General features: G+C 68.9%; 14 protein-coding genes and 1 pseudogene. 5 read left to right on the forward strand and 10 right to left on the reverse strand.

The features are described 5' to 3' along the window. Positions 1-65: 65 nt before the first annotated feature. Positions 66-8,780, reverse strand: a complete 8,715-nt coding sequence (locus OG595_RS01250) for a ricin-type beta-trefoil lectin domain protein (RefSeq protein WP_329266895.1) — start codon at positions 8,778-8,780, stop codon at positions 66-68. 248 nt (positions 8,781-9,028) lie between these two features. On the opposite strand from OG595_RS01250, the gene OG595_RS01255 reads away from it, so the two are divergent. The 3 genes from OG595_RS01255 to OG595_RS01265 all read left to right on the forward strand — a co-directional run bounded on the left by OG595_RS01255 (position 9,029) and on the right by OG595_RS01265 (position 14,888). Next, positions 9,029-13,054, forward strand: coding sequence for a LamG domain-containing protein (locus OG595_RS01255; RefSeq protein ID WP_329266897.1), 4,026 nt, complete (start codon positions 9,029-9,031; stop codon positions 13,052-13,054). 224 nt (positions 13,055-13,278) lie between these two features. Then, complete coding sequence (locus OG595_RS01260; protein WP_329266899.1) at positions 13,279-13,695, forward strand: KUP/HAK/KT family potassium transporter; 417 nt, start codon at positions 13,279-13,281, stop codon at positions 13,693-13,695. 185 nt (positions 13,696-13,880) lie between these two features. Next, complete coding sequence (locus OG595_RS01265) at positions 13,881-14,888, forward strand: hypothetical protein (protein ID WP_329266901.1); 1,008 nt, start codon at positions 13,881-13,883, stop codon at positions 14,886-14,888. A gap of 141 nt (positions 14,889-15,029) precedes the next feature. Here the strand turns inward: OG595_RS01265 and OG595_RS01270 are convergent. From OG595_RS01270 to OG595_RS01290, 5 genes and pseudogenes are all read right to left on the reverse strand, one after another. Next, positions 15,030-15,200: pseudogene (locus tag OG595_RS01270) on the reverse strand (telomere-protecting terminal protein Tpg); the annotation flags it as partial. Between the two features lie 297 nt (positions 15,201-15,497). After that, positions 15,498-16,070, reverse strand: coding sequence for a DUF5362 family protein (locus OG595_RS01275; RefSeq protein ID WP_329266903.1), 573 nt, complete (start codon positions 16,068-16,070; stop codon positions 15,498-15,500). A gap of 145 nt (positions 16,071-16,215) precedes the next feature. Then, positions 16,216-16,623, reverse strand: a complete 408-nt coding sequence (locus OG595_RS01280) for a hypothetical protein (RefSeq protein ID WP_329266905.1) — start codon at positions 16,621-16,623, stop codon at positions 16,216-16,218. A 162-nt stretch (positions 16,624-16,785) separates the two neighbouring features. Next, positions 16,786-17,079 carry a hypothetical protein gene (locus OG595_RS01285; protein ID WP_329266907.1) on the reverse strand — a complete coding sequence of 98 codons (294 nt, stop codon included), beginning with the start codon at positions 17,077-17,079 and terminating at the stop codon, positions 16,786-16,788. A gap of 318 nt (positions 17,080-17,397) precedes the next feature. Further along, entirely contained in the window at positions 17,398-18,351 is a 954-nt protein-coding gene (locus OG595_RS01290; RefSeq protein ID WP_329266909.1) for a Ppx/GppA phosphatase family protein, read from the reverse strand. Between the two features lie 481 nt (positions 18,352-18,832). Between OG595_RS01290 and OG595_RS01295 the strand changes: the two genes are divergently transcribed. After that, the gene (locus tag OG595_RS01295; protein WP_329266911.1) at positions 18,833-19,027 is read left to right on the forward strand and encodes a hypothetical protein; all 195 of its coding nucleotides are present in this window, start codon (positions 18,833-18,835) and stop codon (positions 19,025-19,027) included. Between the two features lie 139 nt (positions 19,028-19,166). Here OG595_RS01295 and OG595_RS01300 read toward each other — a convergent pair whose 3' ends face one another. Then, entirely contained in the window at positions 19,167-20,159 is a 993-nt protein-coding gene (locus tag OG595_RS01300; RefSeq protein ID WP_329266913.1) for a hypothetical protein, read from the reverse strand. Between the two features lie 226 nt (positions 20,160-20,385). Between OG595_RS01300 and OG595_RS01305 the strand changes: the two genes are divergently transcribed. Beyond that, positions 20,386-21,279 (forward strand): helicase associated domain-containing protein, encoded by an 894-nt coding sequence (locus OG595_RS01305; protein ID WP_443072936.1) that lies wholly within the window; start codon positions 20,386-20,388, stop codon positions 21,277-21,279. Between the two features lie 225 nt (positions 21,280-21,504). Here the strand turns inward: OG595_RS01305 and OG595_RS01310 are convergent, their stop codons facing one another. From OG595_RS01310 to OG595_RS01320, 3 genes are all read right to left on the reverse strand, one after another. Beyond that, positions 21,505-22,020, reverse strand: a complete 516-nt coding sequence (locus OG595_RS01310; protein WP_329266915.1) for a hypothetical protein — start codon at positions 22,018-22,020, stop codon at positions 21,505-21,507. A gap of 92 nt (positions 22,021-22,112) precedes the next feature. Beyond that, a complete protein-coding gene (locus OG595_RS01315) occupies positions 22,113-22,649 on the reverse strand; it encodes a hypothetical protein (RefSeq protein ID WP_329266917.1) in 537 nt (178 codons plus the stop codon). 136 nt (positions 22,650-22,785) lie between these two features. Next, positions 22,786-23,352, reverse strand: coding sequence for a hypothetical protein (locus OG595_RS01320; RefSeq protein ID WP_329266919.1), 567 nt, complete (start codon positions 23,350-23,352; stop codon positions 22,786-22,788). Positions 23,353-24,080: the final 728 nt, after the last annotated feature.

The raw sequence follows: 24,080 nt of genomic DNA on the forward strand, positions 1-24,080 counted from the left end.
GCCTCTAGAGTGTGGAGGTGATCCTACCCCACGGACCACCTCCACAAATCCACATATCACATAAACTAGCCCTTCCAGGGTGGATAGTCGTACGCCATCCACGACCCATCCGGTGCAAATACGTTGATGGATGTCGGGTCGGACACATGCAGATGAATTCCCAGCTGGACGGCCCTTTCCTGGAACCAGGCAATACAGTTGTCGCACATGTCTCGACTGACAGAGATCGAGATACCGGGACGCAGAGTCGAAGCCTGCTTCTCGGCATGGGACAGGTAGTAAGCGCCGGGTCCTCCAGAATTATCGAAGAAGAACGGTGTGCGCTCTGTCGGCATTGCCGCGTGCACCTGTTCGGGCATCGCCCTCCCGTAACCGTCGGGGATGTCCGTGGCGAAACCGCTGGCCGCCTGAATGTCTCCGGCTTCCGCTGCCGTCTTGCTGCTCAGATCCACGGAAGTAGCGAATGAGACATCATCGGGATGAGGAGCCGCGCGGAGGGCAGCGGCTGTCGGGCAACCCGTGTTGTGCACAAGAACCGGCACACTTCCGGCGAGCACGTAGTACGTGTGCAGTTCCTGGACCGTGAGGTTCCAGCGGTTCGCCGTACCGGGTGTGATCCGGGTCCTGACGACGGAGGCGTGAGCGTTGTCGACCGTGTTGAGGGCGTCTTTGGGGCGGAGTTCGCCGGCTGGCTTCCAGGTGTGGGTGGTGTCGTCCCAGAAGGGGTGGTTGGCCGTAGTGTGGAGGGTTGCGGTGTGGCCGTCCTTGTCGCGGACGGTGACGTCGAGGAGGTCCGTGTCGTGGTTGATCCAGATGTGCTGAACGGTGCGACCGCTCTGGTGCTTGCCCGTTCTGGGGTCGGCCGACTCGACCTTGTCACCGGTCTTGATCTTGCCGATGGCCTTGGTCTTGCCGCCTGCCATGAGGACCGGCGTCTCCGGCGAGAAGCTGCACTGCGAGCGAGCCGTGGTGCCCGAGTTGCCCGTGCCGGGTTTGTCCGGGGTGGCCGCCGACTTGCTCGATGCCGCCGCCTCGCTCTGGGAGTCGGACTTTCTGGGCGCTGCCGCGTTGGTGCCGGCGGAGTCCTTGGTGGATTCCCTTCCCGCGCCCGAGGCGGCGGCCGCGTCGCCCGAGCCGCTGCCGGCGTCGTGCGGTGCGGCGTCGGCGGAGGCCTTCGGGGCCTTGCCGGCCCCGCCGGCACCGGCCACTGCGGGTGGTGAGTCCGCTTCCTCTCCGCTTATGGGTTCACCTCCGCCGCAGCCCATGGCCATGCAGTCCGCGCCGCCGGCCAGACCGCCGACCGCTCCGATCGCCTCGCCCGCTGCCATGAGACATGCGGGGGCCGCGACCACGGTCTCGGCGCAGGCGGCGACTGCGACGACGACCACCACGACCACGGCGACGACGACGACGACGGTCGCGATCTTCTCGGCGACCGGCAGTGCCTTCTTGAAGTAGTGCCCCGCGCATCCGAAGAAGCCCGAGCAGCCGCCGCTGCTGTGCTTCTTCGTGCCGCTGGAGGAGGTGGTGGAGGCGTACGCCTTGTCGTTGGCGGCAGCGCACTTGGCGTCGCAGCCTCCTCCGCCGCCGTCCATCGGGGCCAGCATCAGACCGTTCGGGTCGGAGCCGCTGGCCGGGTTGTCTCCGGCGTAGGCGTAGCCGCCCATCTGGTTGGGGTCGCCGGCCTCGAAGACCGGGTCGGGGCTGAGGAAGCGGCCCAGTACGGGGTCGTAGTCGCGGGCGCCCAGCAGGTCGAGGCCGGTCACGGGGTCGGTGGGCTGGCCGAGGAAGCCGTGGTTCTCGTCGGCTGCCACCCAGGAGCCGGGCTTGGTGCCGCGGGGGTTGCCGAAGGGGTCGTAGGAGCGGCGGGTGACGGCCAGGGTGGAGGCGTCGACGGCGGTGACGGCGGTGCCCTGGCCGTTGGCGACCTGGTAGGTGACGGAGCCGGTGCTGGAGCGGGTGACGGTGGTGCCGTCGGGGCCGGTGATGTTGCGCAGGCCGGTCCAGGTCTTGGCGGAGACGTTGAGGGTGATCTGCTCGGCGCCGCCGAAGAGGTAGAGGACGCGGGTCTTGTCGGTGCCGTCGACGGCGGCGGTCTGTTCGAGCAGGTCGCCCTGGGCGTCGTAGAGGTACTTGCTGGTGTTGGTGTGGGTGCCGGAGGTCGTCGCGACGGTGGCGGTGCGGCCTTCGGCGTCGTAGGTGAAGGTCTGGCTCTGGCCAGCCGGGATGGCGCCGGTGGCCGCGTCGGTCCAGGTCTGGCCGCTGCCGCCGCAGGTGGCGAGGGTCAGCTGGGTGCCGGTGGTGGCGGAGGCGGCCGGGTCGGTCAGGCACATCGCGGGGTTGGCGTTGCTGACCAGGGTGCCGGTGGTGGTGGCCTTCCACTTCTGGGTGGCGTCGGTCTTGCAGGTGTCGATCACCACGAGGGTGCCGCTAGTGGTGGCGTTGCCTGTGGTGTCCAGGCACATGCCGAGGACCTTCACGGTGCCGTCGGTGCCGATGGTCCACTTCTGGCTGGTGGCGCCGCCGCAGGTGTTGATCTGCACCTTGGCTCCGGCGGTGGTGGAGCCGCCCGCGTCCTCGACGCACCGCCTGCCGCCGCCGGTGATGGTGAAGGAGCTGGTCAGCGGGCCGGTGGTGGTCACCTTCCGGCTGATGGTGTCGCCGGCGTTCGCGTTGGCGTAGGTGGGGTCGGTGTAGGTGGAGGCGATGGTCGCCGTACCGGAGAGGTTGGTGAGGGTCGCCGTTCCCGCCTGGTCGGGCAGCGTCGCGGGCGCCGTGCCGTTGGTGCCGGGGTAAGTGATGGCCTGCGTGGTGTCGTTGAGGGCGTTGCCGCTGGTGTCGTGGTTGACGGTGCCGGTGCGGTCGCCGAGCTGGTCGTAGGTGTAGGTCTGCCAGTACGGGGCCGGGCCGCCGACAGTGGTGGTCTTGATGGGGGACGTGGTGGTGGTCTGCACCCGTGCGGTGGTGCAGCCACCGACCGCGCCGGGCGTGAACGCGCTCGGGTCGGTGATCCCCGCGGTGTCCGTCCATGCGGCGGTCAGCCGCTGGAAGGAGTCGTAGGTGAAGCACTGGGTGTCGTGGGTGGTGTTGTCCTGCAGGTCGTCGATCGCGGTGAGTTCGCCGGCCTGGTTGTAGCGCAGGTTGCTGACGTCCAGGGCGGTCGTCGAGGTCTGCAGCATGCTGCTGGTCTGCGTAGTGCGGCCCGTCGTCACGTCGTACTGGGCGAAGGTCGCCAGTTCCTTGCCGGTGTGGCCGTAGTTCGCCTGGAGCACGCGTCCGAAGGCATCGTGGACGGTGGTGTCGAGGTAGGCGGGGGTGTTGGCGGAGTTGATGAAACCGCCGATGCCGTCGAGGTTGCCCTGCTGCGTGTAGCCGAAGTCGATGTCCTCGGCCGGCAGGTGACCGTCCGCCTGGTAGTGCGTGGTGGACAGCAGGCCAATGGTGTCGGTGTAGCGGTTGGTGGCGGTGTAGGTGACGCTGCCGGAGGTGGGGGCGCTGGACTGGCCCGCGGCGGCGAAGCCGTCGGACGACGGGACGGTCAGCGTGGTGCCCAGCGGCTGGTAGGCCGTGTTGTAGTCGGTGACGGCCTGGGTGTACGCGGCTCCCGAGGCGCCGCCGACGTAGCGGGTGGAGGAGGTGAGGTAGCCCTTCTCCAGCGTGTCGTAAACGTGGGAGACCAGCAGCTTGGACTGGTCGGGGCTGGCCGACCAGGCAGCGGCGTACTCGGCGGTGGGGCGGTTGTCCCAGTCGTAGGTGTAGGACCGTGCCTGGCCTCGGGAGTCGGTGGTCTGCAGCAGGTTGCCGGCGACGTCGTACTTGTCGAACGTGGTCTTGCCGGTGTTCGGGTCGGTCTGGGTCAGCTTCTGGCCGAGCAGGTTGTAGGTGTAGGACCAGGTGTTGCCCGCGTTGTCCTTGATCGAGTCGACCTGGCCAGCCGGGGTGTAGGTGTACTTGGTGGTGGTGTTCGCGGCGGCGACGGCGGCCGCGGTGCCCTGCTTCCACAGCACGGTGGTGCCGTTGGAGGCGACGACGGCGGCCGTGGAGTCGTTGCGGACCTGGAAGGTGGCGCCGGTGGTCGCGGTCAGGCCGGTGGTCCACAGCTGGGCCGCGGCCGTGCTGGAGATCACCAGGTTGCCGTCGGTGCCGAACCTGGCCCAGGCGCCGGCGTGGCCGGAGGTGCCCGAGGACCACAGGGTCGCGCCGGTCGCCAGGGCGGACAGGACGAGGTTGCCGTCGGACTGCATCGTCAGGCGCACACTGTCGGAGGTCAGCGACGTGCCCGAGGGAATCACCGAGCCGCCCGTCAGAGTGACGGTGGAGCCGGTGTTCTTCACGACCGTGCTGGTGGTCTGGCCGACGGCGTTGGTGAAGGAGGCGGTGGAGCGGCCTCCGGCCGGCGCGGTGGTGTCGACCTCGTCGGCGCCGGGGTAGCCGGTGGAGCTGTGCCACTGCTCGACGGCCTGGTGCCAGAGGGTCTCCTTCAGGGGCCGGCCCTCACCGTCGTAGGTGGTGGTGGTCTCGGAGGGGATCTGGTTCTCGTTCGCCGCGTACAGCGTGGTGGAGGGGAAGTTGTCCGGCTCCGAGTAGGGCGCGTAGGTGGCGACCTGCCAGCCGTGGGAGTCGTAGAAGGTGTCGGAGACGACCCGGCCCGAGTTGGAGTCGCCCATGGCGGTGGCCTGGGTCTGGCGGGGCTGGAGCATGCCGTCGTAGATCTGGATGGAGGTGGCGTACGTGCCGTCGTCGCGCAGCGTCTTCGACGTGACGGATGTCGGGGCGCCGGGCTGGGTGACGGTGCCGCCCGGTGCGGGGACGGCTCCGGGGTCGATGGAGTACGCGAAGGTACGGTCCGCGCTCTGGCCCGCGGACTTGTCCCGGCCGGGCAGCCAGACCGCGGTGCGTCGGCCGAGCGCGTCGTAGGTCATGTCGGTCGTGCGGCCGTTGGCGTCGACGCTCTCCAGCGTGGCGCCGCGCAGGGCGTCGAGCGTGGAGGTGACCTTCCAGTTCTTGCTGTTGGTGGAGGTCTCGCCGGTGGCATTGGTGTTGCCGCCCGCGCTGCTCCACGGGGGGCTGAAGTCGGTGTGCGTCTTCTGCCCGGTGGCATCGTAGGAGTCGGTGACGCGGCCGGCTCCGTCGTAGCTCATGGCCGAGGTGGTCAGCCAGTTCTCGGTCGTGCCGGTGTAGCCGGTGGCGGTCTGCGTCGCGGTGGACTCGCCGGAGGCGGAGACGCTTCCGAAGGTGCCCAGCTGGGCGGGGGTGCCGTCGCCGAGGTAATAGATCTTCTTGTCCGTCAGCAGGTTGCTCGCGCCCGGCGCGGTGGAGCAGTCACCGGCGACCGAGGTGACCCGGTCGGGGTAGGCCAGCATCATCGTGTTCGACGACGGCGGGTCGGCGTACGTCGTGGTGGCGCACTTCTCCTGCTTGGGGTCGACGCCGTCGCCGTGCGCGTTGACGGTGGACAGCCGCCCCTGGCTGTCGTACGTGGTGTCGGTCCTGGTGTGCCGCCAGGTGTTGTCGGCGAGGAGCTCGTACTGCAGGGAACTGCTGGCCTTGATGCGGTGCGCGGTGAGGTCGGGCAGGGTGGAGGTGTCGGGCCTGGTCCCGCCGGGGTTGTCGTCCTGGGTCCATGCCGTCCACGGTGTCTGGGCGGCGGAGGCCGTGGTGGTGAAGGTGAACGGGCCGTTGACACTGACCGTGTCGGCTTTGCCGCCGGCCTGGGTGTAGCCGGTGTCCTGGAAGTCGGTGCCGGCCAGTTGGTCGGTGTCGGTGACACTGAGGACCGTGTTGCCGTCGACCTTGGCGTCGACGGTGACGGAGCGGCGGGTGCCGTCGGCCTTGTAGTCGCCGTCCATGCCCTGCAGATAGGTGGTGGTCTGCTGGGTGACGGGTTCGGGGGCCTGCCCGGTCTGCACGGTGACGGTGCGGAAGCCGCGGAACTGGTCCCACGTGCGGTACTGGTCGTCGGTCAGCGCGTCGTCGTCGCGGTGCCAGGCCGGGCCCGAGTAGCTGTAGTGGGAGATCTGGGCTTCCGAGCCGGCCGGGTTGTTCTGGGCGTCCGGCTTGTACTGGCCGGCGATCGTGAGGTCGGACGTGACGACGCTGTCGACCGTGACCTTGTTGAACCAGTCCGCGATCGGCTTCGAGGCGCCGGGAACCGTCCAGTAGACGGGGTAGCAGGACTCGGTGTTGCTGTCGGCGTGGGCGATCGACAGCGTCTTGCCCTTGCAGGGCTGCGAGTTGTACTCGACGGCGACGGACTCGCCGGTCTCCGTCTGGATGCTGGAGATCCGCGGCCGGTACAGCGGGGGCGCGGACGGGGAGTCGTCGTCGACCCGGTTGTCGATCTCGGTGCCGGTGAACGACACCTGGTTTAGCGCGATGTCGCTGTTGCCGTTGCCGAAGGTGCCCTTGCCGGTGTGGCGCAGGGACTGCAGCCACATCACGGCCTGCAGCATTCCGGCGTCCTTGGGGTCCACGGTGGTACCGGAGACCGGGTCGACGGTGCCGCCCGCGTCCGAGTAGACCTGGCCCAGCTGGTAGGCGTCGACCGCGGTGAGCTGGTCGGTGGCCTTCACATGGACCTTGGTGGTGATGGAGTCCAGCCGGGTCGTGGTCCAGAAGCTGGGGCCGGCGGTGACGCACACGTCGGTGGGGACGGTGGTGGCGCCGTCGGGCATCTTGGTCTTGTCAGTGGAGTCGCAGTGCAGGTCCCACGGCACGTCCGGCCAGTGGGTGGCGGTGTTGTCCTTGAGGTTGCCGGCCGAGCAGTCGGTGAAACTGCTGGTGGTCTGGCAGCGCTGGGCCAGCCCGAAGTCGACCTCGGCGGCCGGGGTGCGGCCCGCCTGCTCGTCGTCCAGCGTGTAGCCGTACGAGATCAGCGTCAGCGCGCCGCCGCGGGTGTAGGAGGTGAGGGTTCCGGTGTCGTCCGGGTCATCGGTCGCGGCCGCCTGACCGCCGCCGAGGTCGTAGTAGTTGGATTCGGCGGTGTAGTCGTAGCGCTGCACGAACCCGTCCGGCGCCACGACGAAGTCGAGGTTCCAGCGCCAGCCCTCGGGCTTGTCGCACCGCGACGCCTTGCCCTTGGCGTCGTCGTGGCAGGGGTCGGTGGAGCGCGGGTGCAGGACAGGGACGCCCCAGGCGGAGTGCGTGGAGGGGTCGGCCGGGTCGGCGGACAGGGTGGCGCCGGTGCCGGGGTCCTTCGGCGAGTGGTCGGCGCCGAAGTAGGCGGCCGTGCCGTCCGTGGTCAGCACCCGGTAGTAGACGCCGTCGTGCAGCCCGTTGGCCGCGCCGGACAGCTCCTGCACGACCGTGCCGTCGTCACCCTGGATGCGCCACTGGCGGATCTCACCGGCCACCCCGGAGTCGACGCCGTCGGGCACCAGGACTCCGGAGTGGGAGCCGAAGGAGAGCATGGCGTTGTCCCCGCCCCAGCACTCGTCCGCCGAGCCCTTGACGAGCTTCTTGCCGTCGGAGTCGGGCAGCGAGCCGCAGCTGCGGTAGCGCCGCTCGACATAGCCGACCTGGTAGCTCCAGCCGTCGCCGACCCAGGAGGCCTGGGAGTTGCGGGCGGTGGTCTCCCCGTCGACGGACTGGGAGTCGTAACCCAGGCCCACCGAGGGCGCGTTGCCGCCGATCGCGGCCGGCACGGAGATCGGGTAGGAGTACGTGAAGGAGCCGGTGGCCGATGCCTGCCAGGTACCGGCGGCCGACAACTGCGTGGCGCCGTAGTCGCCCTGGGAGCCGGAGGCGCCTGAGGTCACGGCAAGGGCCGTGGTGCCGGAGGCGTCTGACGCGCTCAGCGGGGCCACGCGCTCCGACATGGCTTCCGGGCCGTTCGCGCTTCCGGATGGTTCGGGAGATGCGCTGCTGCTGTCAGTGGGCTCCGGGGATTCGGGGCTGGGGGCCGCCGTTGGGGTGCTGGTGCCGGTGGTGTCCGGGGACGGCGAGGGGGTGTCCGAGGCATCGCCGCCGGAAGCCGAGCCGGACGCGGAGGCGGAGGGGGAGCCTATCGTGACCGTCGCCGTCAACTGCTCGGCGGACGCCCGGTTGGTGAACTTCAGCGGCGTGGCCTTCTGGCACTCCGCCCGCTCCGGGGTGGTCAGCGCGCAGCCGGGCAGTTGCACCAGCCGCAGCCGGGAGCCGTAACCGCCGCCGTACGCGCGGGCGATCGACGAGTAGTCGATGACCACCTTGACCCGGCCACGGGCGGACGCCGTGCCGGAGGGGGTGATGCCCAGGAGCATGCCGTTGGCGCCGGTGCGCAGCGTCTGGCTGTGGGACGCGGTCTGCACCCGCACGGAGTCGACGCCGTGCGCGGTGTCGGCGGGCGCGACCCAGACGGGCAGTGAACCCGCCTTCACCAGCTTGGAAATGGACGGTGACTCGGGCTTGGACTTGGACTTGGACTGAGTCTCGGTCCGCGGGCCGAGGTCGACAACGGCGGTAGCGGCCTTGGGCCAATCGGCCGCCTGCGCCCGATACGTATCCGGCGCCTTGTACCCCTTGGGATGCCGGGAGGTCTTCGGCTGCAGAAGGTGCGCCCCCACGACCTGGGCCGCCGGAAGCTTCTTGGGGTGCCACACCTTGCCGTCGAACGAGAAGCCGCCGTGGTGGCCGAAGCCGTCGTCCGCGTGGCCGGCCAGGAAGCCCGGGGTGCCGAAGCCGCCGGCTATGGCTACCGGCACCAGCAGCGCGAGTAGCGCGATCGGAATGGTCCACAGCCCCAGTCCGCCGAAGAATCGCCGGTGCCACGTGCCCGTGAACCAGCGCCGTCTGCCACTCACGCGCAAAACCCCCAAGAGATGCCCGTTCGAGGGCCACCGCACAGTCGGATCACAGATCAGTGACCGACCCGGAGATTAGGTACCGCCATGATCACGACTCAAGACCCTTTGCCATTTCAAAGGCAAGAACATGCATGTATATGGCAGATGCTGTGTATTTTCTGTACCGGAATTGATCAATCACCCGATCTCCATGGCAATCGGGCCTCCCCCACCCCGCTGCCCGCGAACCGAAGGACGCCCGACAGGTGTTGAGACCACCGATACGCACCGGCCGCAGACGCACTGCTCCCGCCGGCAGACTGGTCCTGTTCGCCACCGCCCTCAGCCTGGCGGCGGCCCTCCCGGTCCTCCCGGCTGTCCCGGCCGTCGCCGACGACTCCGCGCCCGCCCCGTCCGACCCGCTGCTGACGGCCCGGGCGGAGGCCCTCTCCACCGGAAAGACCGTCCCGATCGACGCACTGACCACCGACGTCTCCACCACCGAAGCCCTGCCGGACGGCACCTTCACCAACACCACCAGCGCCCTGCCCACCCGGGTCTTCAAGGACGGCGCCTGGACCCCGGTGGACGCCACCCTGATCACCGACGACCACGGCGGATACGCCCCCAGGGCCACACCGAACGGCGTCACCGTCTCAGGCGGTGGCTCGGGCCCACTGGTCACCCTCACCCACGCCGACGGCTCCAGCATGGCCCTGACCCTGCCGTTCCGCCTGCCCGCACCGACCGTCAGCGACGACACCGCCCTATACTCCTCGGTGCTGCCCGGTGTCGACCTCTCGGTGTCCGTCACCGACCAGGGCGGTTTCAGCGATGTCCTGGTCGTCCATGACGCGGACGCTGCCGCCAACCCCCAACTACAGCGGCTCAAGCTGGCGGTGGACGCCCACGACCTCACGCTGGCCACCACCGACTCCGACAGCATGCAGGCAACGACCACCGACGGCGGCCTCGCCTACGTCAGCCCGCAGCCGTTGATGTGGGACTCCTCGTCCACTCCCGCCCAGCTCGGCGGACCGGTGGCCGACCTGACGTCCTCGGTGAACGGCCCCGGTCCGGAGGCCGACACCAAGCCGGTCGCCATGACCGCCACCAGCAAAGCCATGACGCTGACCCCGGACGCGGGCATGCTCACCGACCCGGACACCAGCTATCCGGTGTACATCGACCCCTACACCAACCCGGTCTCCTCCACCGCCGGCCACTACACCGAGATCTACTCCAGCTCCACCTGCGACAACTCGCCGCAGTACGACAAGGCGCAGACCAACGGCCAGGGGGTCGGATACCAGCGCTGGGGCGGCGCCTGCGGAGTCGGCCTGGAGCGTTCCTACTGGACGATCGACACCAGCAAACTGCACTCGTCGTTCGTGATCCGCGACGCCGTCGTGAACGTCGCCACCAGGTACGCGGCAAGCTTCAACTGCAGCCAGAACCAGCCGCTCACGCTCCACACCACCAACGCGATCACCTCCAGCACCGACTGGCTGTCCCGGCCCAGCGTCCACGACGACAACAACTCCTTCCCGCCGGTGACGGACACGGTGCCCAGCGGCTCCAACTCCGGCAGTTCGTGCAGCAACAGCACCGCCGCCTTCCACGTCAAGGTCCAGGCACAGCGGATCGCCGACCAGGAAGGCAACGGCTACGACGCGGACGGCACCTTCGGCGACGGCACCGACGCCTGGACCATCGGCCTGTACGGCAACGAGTCGCAGACCTCGTCGAACGACGACTACCTGCGCCTGTCGACCACGCTGACCCTCACCACCAACTTCGACATCCCGCCGGGCGTGCCCACCGGCCTGCACACCGCCCCGCCCGCCACCGGCGCCTCGGCCGCCTGCACCACCAGCGGGGTGGGCTGGATCGGCGCCACCACCTACTCGGACGCCGGCAGCGACATCACCCTGCACTCCACCGTCACCAGCCAGATATCCGGTGAGAAGGTCAGGGCGCACTACTACGTCTGGGACCGCTCGATCGACCCCGACGGCGACGGCAACGGCACCGCCCTCTCGACCCCGGACAGCGGCTGGCTCGCCTCCGGCACCGACGCGGCGATGAAGATCGGCGCCACCCTCAAGGACGGCCACCAGTACGGCTGGGACGTCTACGCCGAGGACGACTCGTCCGACCAGCACATGACCTCAGGCAAGTCCGACCACTGCTGGTTCGCCACCGACTTCACCGCACCGCTCACCCCGGACATCACCGGCAACCCCGCCTTCCCACCGGTCGGCACCGCGCGTACGGGCGACCCCGTCTACCCGGACCCGAGCAAACCCATCCCCTTCACCGTGACCGACACCGATTCCCCTGCCGCCGACGACAGTTGCCGGCCGGGCCCCTGCAAGTCCAGCGGCATGAATTCCTTCCTGTGGCAGCTCGACTCGCCGCCCACCGACGCCGACGGCCAACCACCCGTCGCGATCACCGGCACCGACAGTCAGGGCCGCTCCACCGCCACCCTCCCCGTCAAGATCCGCGACTGGGGCGTGCACACCCTGTACGTGGCCGGCGTGGACAAGGCCGGCAACATCTCCACCAGCCCCGCCGGTTACACCTTCACCGTGCCGTGGGACCCCGCGACCAAGATCAAGCCGGGTGACATCACCGGCGACGGCGTACCCGATCTGCTCGCCACCACCAAGACCGGCGACCTCGACCTCGTCCCCGGCAACCAGGATCCCGCCCAGGCCGTGTCCCCGGTCCACAGCGACCCGGTCGTCACCGACACCCCGCCGGACGTCACCGGCCCCATCACCGTCTCCACCCCGGCGGACTCCCCCGACGGCACCGGTTGGAACAACTACCTCATCGCCCACCGCGGCAACCTGCACGGTGCCAACGGCGACGACCTGTGGGCGTACAACAAGACCAGCAAGAACCTCTACGTCGTCAAGAACGACCTCGACCCCCTCGACGACGCGACCTTCCCCAGAAAGCCCTGGTCCGCCCTCGGCGGCTTCGTCGGCAGGCGGTTCGACCGCGTGGTCAAGGACGCCTGCGCGCAGAGCGACGTCGTCGCGGACGACACCCGCTGCCGCGGCACCGACTACAACAGCACGAGCTGGAACATCAGCCAGCTCATCGCCCCCGGCAACGTCTTCGGCAACACCGACGACTACCCCGCCGTCATCACCGTCGAGAACAAGGAACTCTGGATCTACCAGTCCGACGGCGGCTACCACCTGAAGAACCCGATCCTGCTCGGCGACGGTGACTGGACCACCCAGACCCTCATCGCGGCAGGCACCTTCAAGGGCAAGCCGGTCCTGTGGTCCCGTGACAACGCCACCGGCCAGCTGTACAGCTACCCGATCGCCGTCGACCCGACCACTCTGGTCCCGGCGCTGCTCCATCCGAACGTGCGCACCAGTCTCGGCCTCACCCTGCCGCCGGCCCTCTACCCGATGGTCGCCTCCCCCGGCGACGTCAACAGCCCGGTCCAGGTGGGCGACACGCACCCCGGCGCCCCGGACGGCAATCCCGACCTCTACGCCGTCGGACCCTTCGGCCAGCTCGTCGAGTACAACTACCGCCAGAGCCCGGCCCTGATCTCGCCGCCCACCTACGACTTCGCCGCACCGGTCTCCCTGGGTTCGGTCACGGACACCGCCACCCACTGGTGGAAACTCGCCGAAGGCAGCGGCTCCACCACCACCGACAGCACCGGCACACTCAACGCCACGCTGTCCGGCGGCTACTCCTGGACCACCGACACCACCCGCGGCAGCGCGGTGACCCTCAACGGCAGCACCGGCTACGGCAGTACGACCGGCCCGGCCCTCGACACCTCCAAGAGCTTCACCGTCTCCGCCTGGGCCAAGCTCAACTCCCTCACCGCCAACAGCACTTTCGTCTCCCAGAACGGCACCACCAACAACGGCTTCCAGCTGTACTACTCCTCCGGCGCCCAGGTCTGGGCGTTCGGCCGGCACAGCACCGACACCGACGGCGCCGTCTGGCGAGCGACCTACGGCGGCAAACCGGTCCTCGGTCGCTGGACCCACCTCGTCGGCATCTACGACGCCTCGGCCAAGGAGGTCCGCCTGTACGTCGACGGAAAACTCGCGGCCACCAAGGACTGGACCTACACACCCTGGAACGCCACCGGCCCCCTGCAGCTCGGCCGGAAACTCTCCTCCGGCTCCTACGGCGAATTCACCAACGGCGCGATCAGCGATGTCCGCGTCTATCCCACCGCCCTGCCCCCGGCCGACGCCGCCGCGAGCGGTGACCTGCCCAAAGTTGCTCAACTCGACTGACGATCCGCCATCTCCCGCGTACCCGCACCCGGAGCCTCCAGGTGCGGGTACGCCCGTTGCGGCCCGCCCCGGACAACTCGCGGCATCGAAGAGGCACGTCCCTGACCGCCGTAGCGCCGGGGAGCCAGCACCGTCCGCACCGACGCCCCGGATCCGCGGCTGGGCAGCAGGCACACAGGAAGAGCCGCATAGTCGATCGGCGGCAGGGGAACGGGCACGACACCGTGCGGCTCGCGGTGGTCGTCGGGGCGCTCGGTGTGATCTTCGGCGACACCGGGACCAGCCCGCTCCACACCCTGCAGACGGTGTTCAACCCGGACGACCCGCACCCCGTACCGGTCACCACGGACAACACGTCCGGGGTGATGTCGCTGGTGTTTCTGGAGGCGACCGAGCGCCACCGCCACCGCGGGCGCCTATGCAAACGCCGGCCTTCGGTCCGGCACATGGAACTCGCCCACGGAGCGCACTGCTTTGAGCTGGAGTGCTGGTGGCACGGCGAGACGTGGACGAAGGACGTCACGGTGCCCGAGACCGTGGCGCTCGTACGGGACTTCGTCGACCAGGCGCTCACCGGCGCGCAGCCGGGCGCTGCAGTACTGGCCGCGCGTGCCGCCTCGGACACGACGTCGCCTGTGTGAACATCCGGCGCGGATACGCCAGCCGCCCCGGACCAAGTAGTCCCGGGCCGCCGCGCTAAAGCTGGGAGCGCGGCGGCGGGGGCGGGCGCCGGAATCCTGGTGCGGGCCGTTCGCACCCGCGCGTACGCTGACAGTGCCGCAGGCGTGACCGTCTCCTCCGCCCGGCCAACTCTCAAGGACTTCACGTGAGTACGTCATTCCCCTTCCTGCAGGACTGGATGGACAAGACCCCGCAGGACCACCCGCTGGCCGACCTGATCACCGAGGCTACCGGGAACAGCCCAGCGGACAGCTTCGCCTCCGCCACCGTCACGGCCTTCGAGAACATCATCGAGGCCCTGGAGACGGCGCGGCCGGAACGTCGCGCCGGCGTACGCCGCGACTTCCGCAACGCCCGCACCTTCGACGACGACCTGCTGATCGTGCGGGCCGAAATGCTCGCTGGAGCCAAACTCGCGCGCGCCGGGATCCCCTTCGACTTCGGCCGGCGCAACGGTGCCACCGATCCGGATCTGGTGTTGCGCGAGATGAACCTGGGCATCGAGGTCAAGGCCCGTCGTCTGGACGGCCTGCGAGAACTGCACGACGAACTCAAGACCGCCCTCGCTGACATCGACCCGCCGGTCCTGGTACACCTCATGCCCGACTCCCAGCCGCTCACCATCAAGCCCGACAAGCGGGCCGAGGTGGTCGCAGAAACAGTCCAGCGGGTGCGCAGCGGGAACCTGGGCACCGCGGTCACGGTGATACACCAGCCATGGTCGGCTCGCACGCGACTCCGGCTCAGCCTCGGGATCTACCAGGCTGACGACTTGCCGAACGGCTCGCTGGTCGCCGTTACGAACGGCTTCTGGGACAGCGAGCCGGGCCCTCACCTGACGGACGTGGAGAGCGAGGTACGGCTCGCCCTGCAGGACGAGCAGAAGATCCGGCAGGCCAAGTCCATGCCAACGATCCTCCTGGTCGACGCGGCCCGCACCGGTTCCGCCTACATCCGCTCGCCGAAGATCTGGGCGCGGCGCCTGGAGACGCTACTGCCCGACACCACCCCGTTCGTCGGCGCCGCCGTGATGGTCCCGACGATCGAGGACCCCGACGTCGGCATCTCCCTCGGGGTGCGCGCGAACCTGTCCGACCAGGACCGTGCCGCCGTGGACGAACTGACCCGTCGCCTCGGACTCACCAGAGTGTGACGCGGCCAACCCCGGTACTGGTAGCCGAGGCGACGGGACACCGTTGAACCGATCGCGTGCATGAACGTCCGATCCCCTGCGGATACGCAAGCGAGCCCGGACCAACTGGTCCGGGCTCGTAGGCTGTTCCGGCAACGGCCTCTAAAGATCGAATTCCAAGTGCTCGATGTCCGTGAGGCGCACCTCTTCCAACTGGCCGGCGCGGCGGCCGTTGTCCTGGAAGTACACCTCCTTGAGCGCTTCGGCGGCGATCTCCTTGAGCCGCTGGTCGCTCTCGCCGGCCTCCTGGGCTTCGAAGAGTCGGGCGGCGTAGACGAGGTGGAAGGCGCCGCTGCGGTGGCGCAGGGCGTGGGCGGTGTAGTGGACCACCTCCGCCGGCGTGAGGACCTTCAGATCGCCGAAGACGTAGTACAGCGGAGTCGGGGCGTGGGCCGCGGTGAAGAAGAGACCGGCGGTCACGGTGTCCCTGCTGACGGCGTAGCGGTCGGAGTCGGTGCTGGACATACGGTCCTTGGCGTCGATGGTGATCAGGTCGGCGCCGCGGGCGGCGATCAGGTCGGGCCCTGCACGGAGAGCGAAACACCAGGCAGGGCCGGGTGTATCCGATCTTCAAATGCCCTTGATGAGGATGCGCCCCGTCTCGTCGGTCCATGCCTGCAGGCGCAGCGTGCGGTCGTGGGCAGAGGCGCCGCTGATTCCGACCGCCATGCCGGCAGCGCCAGCCGCGCCTCCAGCGGTGGCGGCAACGGTGCCGCCGGTGAAGACGGCCGCCCCAGCGGCGATCATGGGGATGCCCACGATGGCACCGATGATCGTGAGAGTCAGAAGCACACCGAAGACGATCATGCCGATGCCCACCAGAGTTCCGACCAGACCTGCCCCGCCCACCGCTGCACCGGCGGCGACACCGGTCACGCCCACGCTGATGGCTGCTCCACCGTCGGCGGGCTGAACCCGGGCCAGCAGCACGGCCCCGGGCCTGCGGTGGGCCTCGGTCCATCCCCGTGCCGCCATGTAGCCGACGAACCGCGTCAGTTCGGCTTGCCTCTGTTCGCGATTGATCGGTCTGCCATATCCGGGGAACACCACCCGGGCCGGGACCTGCTCGCCCCACTGGGCCGTCTTCCACAGCGCGGTGCTCTCTGCCCCCTGCGTCCGGGGGTTCTGCGTGCGGTCACTCATGGCTCTGCCTCTGCCCGGACCACCCTTCAGCCCCCAGTACACACCCGCCCTCTGGAGTTCGCTCGGCAGCAAGAGCCCCGCACGCACGGGCGCTGCCCGATTCATCAAGCCCTGTTCGATTCGAACGATCTGGCTCGAATTCGAGTCACTTCACTGAGGGGCGGTGACTGCCGAGAACGACTGGGGCCTCTCCCAGCGGCCCATCCTCGATCCACAACCGATGTGCCGCCAAGATGGTGCGCAGGGTTTGGTTCATCGCGGCCTGCTGCGCGTCGCACACGTCGGCCCGGAGGTGGAGCACGGCCGCCGCGTCCTGCTGCCACAGCACGCGCAGCGCACGATTGTTGCCTGGTGCCGGGGCCAGAGCCACCCCGGTCTCCTCACCGTCCGCGGCCGCCTCGATGTTGTACGGGGGCAGGCCAACCAACAGCACAGCCTCCAGCACCGCCCGTGCCAGTTCCTCCTGGTGCTCGGTAAACGTCTCACCTCCCAGCACTGCCAGGTCTGCGAAGTAACGCGCCTGCACCCGGTAGTCCCCGCCCAGAGGATTCATCCCGTCGCCTCCCTCGCCGTTGCCCTGCCCAATGTGGCGGAACGGGCAGCCTGTCGCGCGGCGTTCGGCAGTAAAGGCCGCGCTCAGCAGGTGGGCCGCCGCGCGCCCTTGGGCTCGGACGTTCAGGCGGCGCAGGAAGGACTGTCTGGGCTCGAACCTCGTTCAGGAGTCGGCCGACTCCTGGCGCAGCAGGTCGGGGCGGGCTTCAGCAAGGTCGAAGGCACGCTTGAGGCCCTCCAGGAGGGCGGGCTCGATCCAGTAGATACGCCTGCGGTCGTCCCGCTCCAGCAGGTTGGACCGGTTGTCGGGGCCGACCCGGCGCCCTACCGCGCGGATGCTGGTGAGCGTGCCGCCGATCCGCCTCGGATCGATCGGCGTCTCGGGGTGCACGGCGAAGTGGTCCTGGACGTCGTCGTAGGAGGCGGTGCCGCCCACTTCGACCAAGCGGCGCAGCACAGCCCGGGCACCACAGCGGCGACGGTGTCGAAGAGCATCCGCTCCGTCCAGCCCTGCCCGAGCTCCTCCCCGCTCAGGCTTTCGGGCCCGGCCGGGGCACCGCCGCGGGGGCGTCGGGCCAGTTGCTCGCCACGGCGGCGGGGTTGAGGCCGTAGGCGGCCTGCACGGCCGCGATCGCCTGTTCATAGGTACCGGCCTATGTGCCTATCGTCAGCTGCACACCCTCCCTTGTACCGGAGCCGTGGTCGCGGCCGGGATGCCCTCCAGGAAGCGGATGCCTCGCTTGGGAAAGTCTTCGGGAGACCGGGTCCGCCGGGCTCAGCCGACGCGGCGGAGACGGCCGACCGGGGTGGGTGCCACGCCGAGGTGTTCAAGCAGAAGCCCTTCCCTGGTGGACCAGGGGCAGATCTCGACGCTCCTGGCTCCGCAGGCTTCCATGAGCGCCTGGGCGATCAGGGCTCCGGCCAGGGACTGCTCGGCACGATGCCGGGAAATACCCGGCAGCTTGGAACGGCGGGACGGTGCCGCGTCGGCCAGCAAGGAAACTGCCGCGTGCAGTCGGGGCAGAGTCAGCCGCCGCCGTGTGCGGGGTGCCCTGCTCCGGGCAGCGGCAAGCCGGGCAAGTTGGTCGAAGGTCTTGGAACAGGCCAGCACCCGCACTCCCGGCTGCGCTTGCGGCAGACCGGGGACGTCTTCCAGGGACCGGCGGAGGTGCTCAAGAATTTCTGCCAGGGATCGTCGGGACGGCACTGTGCCGCCGGGAAGCCAGTCCCGGGTGATCCTGCGTGCGCCCAGCGGCAGCGAGTGGACGACGCGGGGCTGGTCCCCGGTGCCGGAGGCGATCTCCACGGTGCCACCGCCGATGTCCAGAACCAGCAACTGCCCGGCCGTCGGACCCGCCCACTGGCGGGCGGCCACATAGGCCAGCCGCGCCTCCTCTTCGCCGGGCAGCACGCGCAGGCGTGTGCCGGTGGCGCGGGCCACGCGCGCGATGACCTCGTCGCGGTTGGGCGCGTCCCGGATGACGGAGGTCGCGAACGCGAACACCGCCGGCCCGCGCGGACGCGGGTCGGCGGCGACGGCCTCGGCCACCGCCCGCTCGACACTCTTCATACCGGCCTTGTCCAGACGGCCCTTGTGGTCGAGGGTCTCGTGCAGGCTCAGCCGCACCTTGCGGGAGAAGACTGGCTCCAGCACCGCACCCGGACGCCGCTGTACCACCGTCAGCAGAGCACTGTGGCACCCGACATCGAGCACCCCTGCCTGCCGCATCCCATCGCCTCCCCTGGTCCCGCACTCGACCCAACCGGTTCCTTCCCGACTTCCGGCACCCTCGACGAGGGCACGCCTGAATTCCGGGCCAGCGTGCAAGCATATCGTCACCACGCGTGCACCCTCCGCCCCGGACCGCCGCCCGGGGCTTGTCCCACCCACCCATTTCTCTCCTTCCTGCTGCGGGCGTGGACTGAGACGTAGAGGTGATGTAGGCCTCCCGACCACGACCGGATCTCGCGGTGAACTGCGCGTTTGCAGGCAGGCCGGTGAGGAGGTGTGGAAAGTTGTGGGCCGGCTTGTTGTCGGGGATGTGGGCCTGGTCGACAGCAGTGTTGTCGCTTGGTGACCGTGGTCGGGCCTGCGCGGTCGGCCCGCTGGGCGGGGCCGGCTGCTGGCCTGTCCGGCGCGGCGCGCCGCGCCGGACAGGAAGCGGGCGGACCTTGATGATCAGCGGGATGTGGGTGGTCGGGACCGGCTGGTGCTGACGGTACTGGTCCAGTACCGGATGGCCACCACCGAGCAGAGGCACTGGGTCGCGCCCGGGGTGCAGATCGAGCAGGCGCGGCGGCGGCTGGCCCACCCGGGCACCGGAGATCGGCAGCCACATTACGCAGCCCTGCCCGTGGGCGGACACGCTTCCATCAGCGATCAACCGGTGCCGCCGGACCGGTGACAGCACCCCCCGGATCATCAAGGACAGGGGCAACGAGTCATACCGGCCCCGAAGGCCACGAACCCGAACCGGGCTCTACGAAGAAAGCAATGGGCAGACGGCGACGGGCTATCGAGCCTGAGTGTGCTGGACGACGTGCTCAGCGCTCCAGTGCCTGATGTATCTGTCTGTACGTCACCTTGTGCCGGACACGGGTGGACAGGCGCTGGAGCTCAGGATGGCCCAGGTGGTGCGGTAGGCGGGCCAGGGCGCGTACGGCAGCGCCGGTCAACGGGGTCCTCAGGGGTGGTCGCTCGACCAGGGCGCCAAGGGTGCGGATCGACTCGGGGTGCGGTGGAAGCAGGGAGAGCAGCCAGGTGAGGCCGACGAGTGCGGACAGGTTGTACGGGTCGTAGTCGCCGTCGCTGCCACCTCCGCCGTCGGCGGCAAGCTCCAGCCAGGGTGCCACCGTGTGACGGACTTGTTCAAGGTCGAGGGGGTCGACGAGGCCGAGCGCGCGGCGGTCCCAGGTTCGGGTTGGACGCCCCATCGGCGCGTGCAGAGCGTGCTCCACGAGGGCGTGCCAGGGCTCGCCCAGCGTGGGCAGTTCGGTAAGGACGTGGTCGGCCCAGGAGTCACCGGGGTTGAGCACGGGCCCGTGAAGCCGGCCGAGTACGGGCTCCATGCACTCCGGCCGCCAGCCCTCCTTCGCGGAGCGGCGCAGCAGACCGATCACCTCGCCGGGAAGATGCCGGCTCGCGTTGAGCAGAGCGTGGCTGCATGTCCACATCTCGTCGTCCGTCTGGGAGTACCAGAACCGACGTGCCTTGTCCCTCAGCAGAGCCTCCCACGCCTCGCACCAGGAGCTGTCGGCGAAGCCGCTCGCGACAGCAGCGAGCAGCACCAGCCCGCGCTTGTGGGCATCGGGACCGCCCTGCGTCGTCGCCATGTCCTCGACGAACAACCGGGCCAGCGCCTTGCGGTCGGCCTCCGGCAGGCCGCGCAGAACGGTCATCACACCGAACCCCTCGTCCTGCCAGCCTGCGGGAAAGAGCAGGGCGCGTGACAGCACGGTCAGGTCGCCCCTGCCGGCCAGCTCCCAGATGTACTCCACCCGTTCACGAGGCTCCCACGGTGACGTCTCCAGATCCATGGCACCGACCGTAAGGCCTTCCACTGACAACACGGGAAGTACAGCCCGAAAGCATCCCAACGACGCGAGCCCGCTTGCCTGGTGTGAACAGGCAATCCCATGACAGCCAGCCATCCTCGCGATTGGCACCCAAGGGCGCAGCTTGGTCACCCGATGACAACCATGATCACTACCGCTGCGCAACGTGAGCAGCGACAGCCATCCCGTCCTTGCTGACGCCCATCCAATGCCAGCACCGCACCCATTCACAGCCGAGAGGTGGCCCGCCGCGCTCGCGAACTTCCCCCTGGGTCAGTGGATCGCCGACAACCGGCGCTTCTACGCCCGCGGGGACACGGACGCAGACCGTGTCGAGCACTTGGAGAAGCTGGGCATGGTGTGGTCGCACTTCGACGTCGCGTGGGAGGAGGGCCTGTCCGCCGCCCGCGGCTGGGCTGCCGAGAACGGGCACCTTCTGGCCCCGCTGGACGCCACCCATCAGGGGGCGAAGGTGGGGATCTTCCTGAAGAACGCGCAGGCCGCCGCCCGGAAGGCGATCGAGATCGAGCAGCGGCGTGCCGAGGGTCTGCCGGTCGGGTCGGTGGCCGGCGCCCTGTCGGAGGACCGGCGCGAGCACCTTGAGGAGATCGACCCCGCATGGTGCCCGACGTGGCCCGTGGAGTGGCAGCGGGCGTTCCACCTCACCCGGCAGCACCTGGACGAAGGCGGCAAGCTGCCGACTGAGCCCGGCGTGGTCGTGCGCCAAGGCGAGGACCTCGGACGGTGGGTGCGCCTTCAGCGGCTCGGCTTCGACAAGCTCACCGCCGTGCAGCAGTGGATGTGCAAGCAAGTCCTCGGGATCACACCCGCGACCGAGGACGAGAAGCCCAAGCCGCGCAGTACGCAGGCCGACAAGTGGGCGCTCAACTTCGCCGCCGCCAAGCAGTTCTTCGAGCGCGAGGGCCACCTCCACGTACCGCGGAAGCACGTGGAGACGATCATGATCAGCAGCGACGGTGAGAGCCAGGAGCAGCGGGACATCAAGCTCGGAGCATGGATCGGCAACCAGCACACCCGCGCCGCCACGCTGCCCTCGGAGCGGATGGAGCAGTTGTCCGCCATCGGGATGCGGTGGACGTAGACGTTGGCAGTTCGGGGCGCGGCATCTACCTCAGGCAGATGTCGCGTTGTGCTGTTGTGCGAGGGAGGATCTAGGCGCGCTGGCCGCGGACAGCGGGGCCGGGCCGGGCGATCCTGTCGAGCCTCGCTGCCGTCGGGTCAGCCGAAGTCGAGCGCCTCCTGTGCGAAGCCAACCGGCACCGGGCGTGGCGGGGACGGTGGTGCCTCGTCCAGACGTGGGACAAGCTCATCGAGCGCCTTCCGGACCCGTCAGGTACTGCTGGACACGGCGGCGGGCTGTCTGCACTGGGTTTCCACCGTCTTCGCTTTGCAAGATCCAGGTCCGGGAGAGGAAGTAGTCAGGATGGCGGATGGTGGTGAGCGTTCTGCCATCTGGCTGGAGGCGGTGCTGGGTGAAGCCCTCCAGGGCGCCGTCTGAGAGGGGTGTGAGGGTCCACGGATTGTGCAGTACGTGGAAGCCCTCGCTGAAGGTCTCGTGGTCCTGTGGCCCGTAGTCACCGATGACGTAGCCGACGGGCACGGACGCGTTCGGGTCAGGGTCATACTCGAGGCCGACGCGGGCTATGGCCACGTCTTCTGGCCCGTAGCCGCGTTCGGTTCCCATGCGGACGAACTTCGACACGGTGGCGCTGTTGGTGAAGATCACAGCGGCTAGGCGCTCGGCTTCGGGTTGGGCGAACAGACCACTCGGAATGGTCTTCTGCTTGTGGCGGTGTTCGGTGACGACCTGAGAGTTCAGCACGAGTGAGCCGTGGTCGTCGCCGGGTGGGGATGTCCCGGATCCCGTAGAGGTAGGTCGCCAGAGAGCTGGTGGTGTGGATCAGGGCGCTGGGGCTATGGAAGGACTGCACGGCGATCACGAAGGGGATGCCGTTGACGTGCGGCTTCTCCCAGTAGGCGTGACCCTGCGCATCGCGGTGTTCGAGCTTGCGGCGCAGGGCTTTGCCGATCTGCATGGTGAACTCCTTGGTCTTCTTCCATGTCGTCGGGGATGAGCCGACGTACTGCAGCGGCGATGTCTTCGTCGTCGTCCTTCTCTCCGCCCTGGGGCGGGTTGGTGGTCGTTGCTTCGATGGCCACGGGGGTGTCGCCGATCGTCAGGAAGTCCGGGGCGGGGCTGGTGCGGTCCAGTTCCTTGCCCTGTTCGCGCAGGGCGGCGAAGAGGGCAAGCTCGAAGACACGAGCGGAGAAGCCTGCGGTCTGAAACTCGCGGACGAAGCTGTGATCGACGTCGGGAAAGTCGGCGAACGTCTCGTCCATGAGGCGGCGCGCGGATGCGTATGCGTGGGCTCCGCTGAAGTCGCGGAACTCGCGGCTGACCTTTTCCGGCGTCATCTTCCGGGCGAGGTCGAACAGGCTTCGGGTCATCATCGGCCTCCAACGCGCCGGTTGGGCAGGGGTGAGGGTGGCGGATGCCGCCGGAATCGGCCGGCTGGTGGCGCCGCCCCAGTGGTGGCGTTGGACCAGCCAAGCAGAGCTTGGCTGGAGCCTCGTGTGGCCGGGGGCACTACGGCAGGTCTTCCAGACCAGCAAGCAGGGCTGCGGCGGCAGTGACAGCCGCGACGGCGTCGGCTCGGGTCCAGGTGAAGTTCTCGGTGGTGCCCGCGTCATCGTGCGGGGCGCCGCTGAAGAGATTGAAGGCGCTCTGGATGAACACCGCCCAGCGCTTTTCCTGGTCCCGGTCTGCCGGCTTCTTCTTCAACGCCTCCATGTTGACCTTGTGGGTGTCGCAGGCCCCGCGTACAGGATGGAGGGCCGCTCGGGCGAGGGCGACGGCGTGCTCGTACCGTCCGTCACGGATCGCGGTCTTCGCCTCGCGGATCCGTCGTGCGCCAGCGGCCCGGGCCTCCACGGTGGTGATCGGGATGAGGACGTCGACGAAGGCTCCGGCATCGAGCTGAGTGAGGGAGATGCTCCACGTCGCGTGCGGGATGCGGATGATCTCCTGGCTCTGGGCGACGGGCCAGTTCTTCGCGTCGGCCAGGGTGATCAGGGTGAGGTCGGCGAGCAGGACCAGGTCGGGCGCCTTCGGCGGCGACGTAGCACGCGCTCGGGCGGCCCACGAACTTCTCACCCAGTGGCGAAGGCAGAACCCTCAGTTCCGACGCTAACGGATAGTCCAACAGGCCGGTCACAGAGCACAGGAGAACCCCGGTCGAGTGCGACCGGGGTCGCGCGTGCGGCGACGTACAACGGCCGCACCGCAGTGGCCGCACCGCCCGGTCCGCCTCCTGTCAGTGCGGGAGTACGCCAGCAGGCAGCCGATGTCCCAGGCACGCAGGCTGACGGTAGGGAGTGGCCAGGGAACGTCGCCCTGGCCCGACCCGTGACGCAGCTGCCACCGGGACCGTGGGCTTACGAGATCAAGTTATGGACAGGGTTCTGTGCTGTCCGTTGTCCGAGAGGACAACTGCGGGTAGGGGGTAGTCCGCGACCAGGGCCCGATCCGGCCGCCATGCCAGGAACACCAGACAGGCCAGGGTGTATGAAGGAGTGAGAGTGCACACGACTTCGGTAGGGCACCCCATGGTTCGTCAGACGCGATACTGCAACCCCACCACACCGGACATCACGGATTCACCCTGAGTAACCCGACATCAACACGCAGAAGCAACGTCACCAGGGCTTACAGAAGGACCAAGACAGTCCCCTGTCTGGGCGGCATCCTCGTCTGCCGCTGATGAGGAAACGCCGAAGGGGCCCGGCCGGCGAACCGGTCGAACCCCATCGTGCTGCCCCTGACCTGCGATGGTGCACCGATCGCCGATCATGGAGAGCTGGCTGTACGTCAGGCCTGCTTGG

Source organism: Streptomyces sp. NBC_01451 (assembly GCF_036227485.1).
In the GTDB taxonomy this organism is placed as follows: Bacteria; Actinomycetota; Actinomycetes; order Streptomycetales; family Streptomycetaceae; genus Streptomyces.